The sequence below is a fragment of the Photobacterium sp. SP02 genome (genome assembly GCF_038519165.1).
Taxonomy (GTDB): domain Bacteria; phylum Pseudomonadota; class Gammaproteobacteria; order Enterobacterales; family Vibrionaceae; genus Photobacterium; species Photobacterium halotolerans.
Genome location: NZ_JASJOJ010000111.1, coordinates 1 through 5,858 on the forward strand (window position 1 = coordinate 1; position 5,858 = coordinate 5,858).

Genomic DNA, 5,858 nt, shown 5'->3' on the forward strand with positions numbered 1-5,858 from the left:
CAATAGTGATCAGATTGTCGGTTGGGTTGACGCAGAGACGGTCAACCAGGTTAACGGCCGGCAACGCCGTCAGCGTGCTTTCACCTATCTGTCAGGTAGTGACGCTGTCACTGATGCACTGCCGGTGAAGTCAACCTGGATGCTGGATGACTTAACCAATGATGATAATATCAACGGTGATGCGAACCAGTTCCGTATCGCTCAGGCTACAGGCATTAATGATGCGGGCGTTATCTCTGCAACAGCGCTGAAGTGTGAATCTGGGTATAAGTCGCTCAGCAAGAATGCGGAGTGTGATGGGGACGAACGTTTAGTTGCCGTTAAGCTGATTCCTCGCGTTGATGCTCAAGTGCAGCCAAGAAGCGATGATGAAAGTAGTGTCAGCCGCAAAGGGGGCTCCATTGGCATAGTGACGCTGTCACTTATGGTGCTACTGGGCTTACGCCGCAGAAAGTAATTTGTCAAAATTGTTCGATTTTTAATCAGGCTCACAAGTTGTGAGCCTGATTTTTTATGAAGGTTGATCTCTTCGGCTAAATATCCAATCCTTAAGATGGAGTCACAAAAACTCCATCATTATGTAACGGTAATGATTAATATGAATAAGGATGAGGATCGAACTATGAAGAGACAAAAGCGGGATCGTATGGAACGCGCACAATCTCGAGGCTATCAAGCTGGCATTAATGGTCGTTCCAGTGACGCATGTCCATATCAAACTGTGGACGCCCGTATGAACTGGCTAGGTGGCTGGCGAGACGCGAGAGAAGAATTGCAATCTGGCCGCGCAAAATAAAACCTTCACCCTCATATCCCTAACCATACAGAGCCCCTTTGGAGAGGGGCTTTACTTTATCTGCCGCAGACGCGCAAAAAAGGTCGCGTGTGCGACCTTTCTGTCATTGCTATAGCGCTAACTTGAATTAGAAGTTTGACGTGTCTTGAAACAAGCCGACTTTCAGATCTTTAGCAACATAGATTTCCTTGCCGTCAACCAGCACTCGGCCGTCAGCAACACCCATAATCAGCTTGCGGTTGATAACGCGCTTCATTTGGATCTCGTAAGTGACTTTTTTGGCTGTAGGCAGGATTTGACCCGTGAACTTCACTTCACCCACGCCCAGAGCACGGCCTTTACCTTCACCGCCAATCCAGCCAAGGAAGAAGCCAACAAGTTGCCACATTGCATCCAGACCCAGGCAGCCAGGCATGACGGGATCGCCAGGGAAGTGGCAGTCAAAAAACCAAAGATCAGGTTTGATATCCAGTTCAGCAATGATGAAGCCTTTATTAAACTCACCACCTTCATCAGTGATTTCAGCAATACGATCCATCATCAGCATGTTAGGTGCTGGTAATTGAGGACGGCCAGGACCAAACAATTGGCCTTGGCTGGAAGCGAGGAGATCGTCACGGTTGTAAGAATTGCATTTCTTCATTGGATGCTATTTTCTCTTTGAAATTATTGGGGCAATTTAGCTTACACCTGTACGCCTAACAACTCGGATCAGTGGTGGACCAACCAGTTTTTCATTTTAGTCAACCAACCTGAGCCTTCGTCATTATGACCGCTATGGAAGTGCGCTATACGTATAGCGATGACATCTAAGAGTGTATCTTCATCGCTTTCTTGATTACTTTCGTCTCGACGGAAAGATTTACCTGTCAGTAAAGGTAGCGCATCATCCACACTATTTACGGCCCAGATATGAAATTTACCGTCTTTAATTGCATCTAGGACTTCATCACAAAGACACAGGTTACTCAGGTTTGTTTTCGGCAAGATGACACCTTGGTGGCCGGTTAGACCCCGATAGGCGCAAACCTTGTAGAATCCCTCGATTTTTTCGTTAATCCCGCCGACTGCTTGTACACGGCCAAATTGATCGACAGCCCCTGTAACGGCGATTTGCTGATTGATGGGCTGTTGAGAAAGGGCGGACACCAAAGCACACAGTTCTGCTAAAGACGCGCTGTCGCCATCTACTTCACTGTAAGACTGTTCAAAAACGATAGAGGCCGAATACGGCAGCGGCTGGTCAAGGTCAAGGGCGGTACTGACAAAGGCCTGCATGATCATCATACCTTTAGCATGAATATTGCCGGCCAGTTCAGCCTTGCGTTCGACATCTGAAATGTCGCCATCGCCAAAGTGAACCACGCAGGATATTCGGGCTGGCTCGCCGTAAGCGACAGGGTGGCCAGGCATTTCAACAACTGTTAAACCATTAACCTGGCCGATTTCATTGCCATGGCAGTTAATAATCACCTGGCCGTGATGGATATCCTCGATGGCTCTCTCTGGCAAGTATGAACTGCGGTATTCTCTGGCTTTCAGTGACTGTTGCAAGTGTTCGGCTGTTATCGATTTACCCTGGGATTCTATTGCTGCTTCACATAGCAGACTTAAATGCCAGATAGGGCAAAGCGGTAAACGGTTTTGATCTTCTTCATGGCGAGCACCGGTACGCATCAATAGTTTCAATGCGTCGTTGTCCGCCATGTCGGGTATTCCGGCTTTTTCAATCAGAGACTTCAGATAGGCTAAATATTTTGGCAGACTGTCTTGAGTAAGGCGCATATCCTGCTCAAACTCACCATACATACTAAAACCAGAAGCGATGTCAGGCTCAGCATTTTCCAGTTCTGCCATTAAGAATCTGTCACCAACCACGACTAATTTTACATTCAGTGCTTCTGCCGGTGGCAAGGGGTAAAATTTCTTCTGAGTAACGGGTTGCCACTCCAGTTCGCCATTCATCAGTACCGCTTTGAGCCTTGGCCATAAGCTTGGGTTGGCAAGAATACTGGCAACAGACAATACTAAGTAACCATTGTTGGCTTGGTGAAGCAGACCATGCTTAACCTGAGGTTTCGTTAATTTGCCATCCTCTAAAGGTGGATACACGGCCCCAAACAGATTGATGTCTGTGACGTTGTCACCCGCTATTACAATAGGAGACTCATCAGACGGACTTTTACCTGCTGAATCCCAATGCATCAGCAGATCAATGATATAGTCGCGATAAACTTTGTTGTCTGGTGCAGTAATTCTTAATAATCTGGGCTGGATATCAACTGCTGTGAATCGGCGTACGGCATCGCTCAGGCGATCTTGTAAAATGCCTGTCGGTGCAGGGGGGAGTTGTGCATACTGGTCCAGAATTGGCTCATACTGAGTGTAATCTGGGAGCATGGTACGCCAGGATTCTTCTTGCATAGGCTTGATATAATTTCCGTTACTGTGAAAAAGACAGCAGTATAAAGGAATCGTTGTCCGCATAATAGAACAGGCATGGATTATCCTGCGATTCGGATGAGAATCAGCCAAAAGGCGTTCCTTCAAAGAGGGAGACATGCTTCTAAATCAATGTGCTATTGTGCTTCACTATCGATCTAGTTACACTGTCACTCTCTATTAATTGTAGACTTTACATACCCAAATAAGCGTCGATTATGAAATATCAGCAATTAGAAAACCTTGAGGCTGGCTGGAAGTGGGGCTACCTGGTAAAGAAGTACAAGGAAGGGGAAGCCGTTACGCGGCATATTGATACCAGTGAGGCCGAGGCCGCCGTGGCATCATTACTTGAGATAGAACACGAACCAACTAAAGTGCTGGATTGGATCGGTCATCACATGTCTCCCGAGCTTGAAAATAAAATGAAGCAGGCGATACGTGCGAAGCGGAAACGCCACTTCAATGCTGAGCAGGTCCACACACGCAAAAAATCTATTGATCTGGATTATCGTGTCTGGGAGAAGCTGGCCGATAAGTCGAAAGAGCTGGACTGTACCTTATCTGACACTATTGAGTATTTGTTGAGTGAAAGCACCAAGTCCCTGGAAGCCAATAAAAAGGTACAGGACATAAAACAAGACTTAAGTAAATTGCTTCAACTCGACTGATTCGCTATACCTAATATCATGCGCTGTTTGTTTGAGGAATAAGACAATGGAATATGTTCTTTTGCTGGCAGTTGCTGTGCTGATCCTGGTTTTTAAGGACCGCCCAGTAATGATGTTAAAATTCGAGCACGGTGAGTTGAAACAGACAAAGGGGAATGTCCCCAGTGGATTCTTACATGGGTGTAAAGATATTGCTCATCGAGAGCCATTCAGTGGGCAAATCAAGGTCTATAAGAATAGGTTTACGACAAAGCTGGTTTTCTCGAAAGATGTTCCAGCAAAAGTGAAGCAAAAGATTCACAACGTGTTTCCGTTTTCTTCCAACAACAAGAAATCAGGCCGGCGGCAAGCCTAGGTTCAGGCCTGCCAGGAGCAGGCTATCATTGCAATCCTAATGCACCATAACTTTATGCAGAGCAGACACAGTTCTGCTAAATCCTGCTTACTTTTCAATATCCAACTGAAAATTTGATACCTTGGCTAAACATTGATTGAGCTTTTGCATCGATAGGGGTTTTACAATGTAGCCATCAGGCTTATGCGAGATAACTTTTTTCACCGTTTCCATTTCATTTTCTGCAGTCACAACGATAACAGGCAAGTCTGGGTGTTCCTGCTTTATTTGGCTCAGCAACGACAGGCCATCCAAAGGTAGGCTGAGGTTTAAGTCTAAGAAGACACAATCCAATGCATGACCTAAGAGCCTGGATTTCATGAATATGGCCTCAGCCTGGCCAATGGAACTGGCATGAAGCAATGTTTTGGGTTGTATACTGTTTCTTAACAGCTGGGCTAAAATTTGTGCCATCACTTTGTTGTCTTCAATGATAAGAATACTTTTCATGTTCCGGCATCCATCTAATTATTATGTGTTTTTGTCCTCATTGATATTAGATAAGAATTTACTGACATACCAGCAAAAGAGCTCAAGAACATACATTTTAATGCACTATAACTTACCATCTGACTTTAAATATCAAACTCGACCATGAGATAAAACAAATTCGAGAACGACTTAATAAAGCTAATTAGATTGAATGTCGGCATTTGAAGGCCGGCGCATGTCTTTCGGATACCGCGAAGGCTTGGCAAAACGGCAGTTGAAATCGATGATGAAGTCGGGGAGCTAGCTAGCTTTTTTAATAGTATTGATACTTTGAGACACATTCACTTTATTCAGTGATCCTGTAACGTTTTTATTTGCACACTCAATGCGGCCTTTGGCTTGCGAACTGTTGGCGCAGAATAATCGAAAGCCGATTCAGTGTCACTGAAGCGCAGGTTCATCAGGCGGCCAGTGGCATCATCGATGTAAACCAGTAAACAACATTTAGGGCTGCGGCCTTCGAACCAGTCATGGTGGGAGCCGTCAATTTGAACCAATTCACCAGGCAATCACGACGATGACGAGGCTGGTAGACGCGTGGCTTACGTTTGGCATGGGGAACCCAAAGACCATCCGCGATCATCCATTGGCGGAGCGTTTCAACTGAAACGTGAATATCATGGCGTTCAGTAAGTTTTCGTGAGCAAGTGTTGGACCAATGTTCACGGATCAACGTCAGACATCGAAGTTTCACTAAATGGTTTATTCGATTACTCGAGGATTGGCCTCGGCGTTGATGAACAATGGCCGCAACACCATGTTGTCGAAAGCGTGTTACGAGTCGCTGAACTTGACGAACGCTAAGGGAAAGAACACGGGCAGCATCTGCACGACGGATCCGTTTTTCACAAACATCTCGGATAGCACCAAATTTTAAAATCTCTTTGTCATTCATAGTTACCAACATCATTTAAAGCTCACATCAACCAAACAGATGTGAATTAAGATAGGTAAAACAGGACATTTTAACTTTGGTTTATTACATTCAGTACGCATTATGATTAGGTTATGTTAAACGATTTTATTAACACCTAATTTAGTAAGCGCTTATATGAAAGGGGTT

8 protein-coding genes are annotated in these 5,858 nt (G+C 45.2%); 4 read left to right on the forward strand and 4 right to left on the reverse strand.

Annotated elements, in window-relative coordinates; all coding sequences use genetic code 11:
• Together P0Y67_RS22085 and rmf are read left to right on the forward strand one after the other, a co-directional pair.
• Positions 1-457: DUF3466 family protein (locus P0Y67_RS22085; protein WP_342393615.1), on the forward strand; the 457-nt coding region annotated here is incomplete at its 5' end.
• 165 nt (positions 458-622) lie between these two features.
• Positions 623-796: a ribosome modulation factor gene (gene rmf / locus P0Y67_RS22090; protein ID WP_027252207.1), complete on the forward strand. Its 174-nt coding sequence runs from the start codon at positions 623-625 to the stop codon at positions 794-796.
• Positions 797-923: 127 nt separating this feature from the next.
• On the opposite strand, the gene fabA is transcribed toward rmf, so the two are convergent.
• Both fabA and P0Y67_RS22100 read right to left on the reverse strand, forming a co-directional pair.
• Complete coding sequence (gene fabA / locus P0Y67_RS22095) at positions 924-1,439, reverse strand: bifunctional 3-hydroxydecanoyl-ACP dehydratase/trans-2-decenoyl-ACP isomerase (protein WP_027252208.1); 516 nt, start codon at positions 1,437-1,439, stop codon at positions 924-926.
• A 68-nt stretch (positions 1,440-1,507) separates the two neighbouring features.
• Positions 1,508-3,220, reverse strand: a complete 1,713-nt coding sequence (locus P0Y67_RS22100; RefSeq protein WP_342393617.1) for a Lon protease family protein — start codon at positions 3,218-3,220, stop codon at positions 1,508-1,510.
• A 236-nt stretch (positions 3,221-3,456) separates the two neighbouring features.
• On the opposite strand from P0Y67_RS22100, the gene matP reads away from it, so the two are divergent.
• Together matP and P0Y67_RS22110 are read left to right on the forward strand one after the other, a co-directional pair.
• Entirely contained in the window at positions 3,457-3,909 is a 453-nt protein-coding gene (matP, locus tag P0Y67_RS22105) for a macrodomain Ter protein MatP (protein ID WP_027252210.1), read from the forward strand.
• 46 nt (positions 3,910-3,955) lie between these two features.
• Complete coding sequence (locus P0Y67_RS22110; RefSeq protein WP_027252211.1) at positions 3,956-4,264, forward strand: DUF3634 family protein; 309 nt, start codon at positions 3,956-3,958, stop codon at positions 4,262-4,264.
• An 87-nt stretch (positions 4,265-4,351) separates the two neighbouring features.
• Here P0Y67_RS22110 and P0Y67_RS22115 read toward each other — a convergent pair whose 3' ends face one another.
• Together P0Y67_RS22115 and P0Y67_RS22120 are read right to left on the reverse strand one after the other, a co-directional pair.
• Complete coding sequence (locus P0Y67_RS22115) at positions 4,352-4,753, reverse strand: response regulator (protein WP_342393616.1); 402 nt, start codon at positions 4,751-4,753, stop codon at positions 4,352-4,354.
• 442 nt (positions 4,754-5,195) lie between these two features.
• The gene (locus P0Y67_RS22120) at positions 5,196-5,705 is read right to left on the reverse strand and encodes a helix-turn-helix domain-containing protein (protein ID WP_446728870.1); all 510 of its coding nucleotides are present in this window, start codon (positions 5,703-5,705) and stop codon (positions 5,196-5,198) included.
• Positions 5,706-5,858 lie beyond the last annotated feature (153 nt).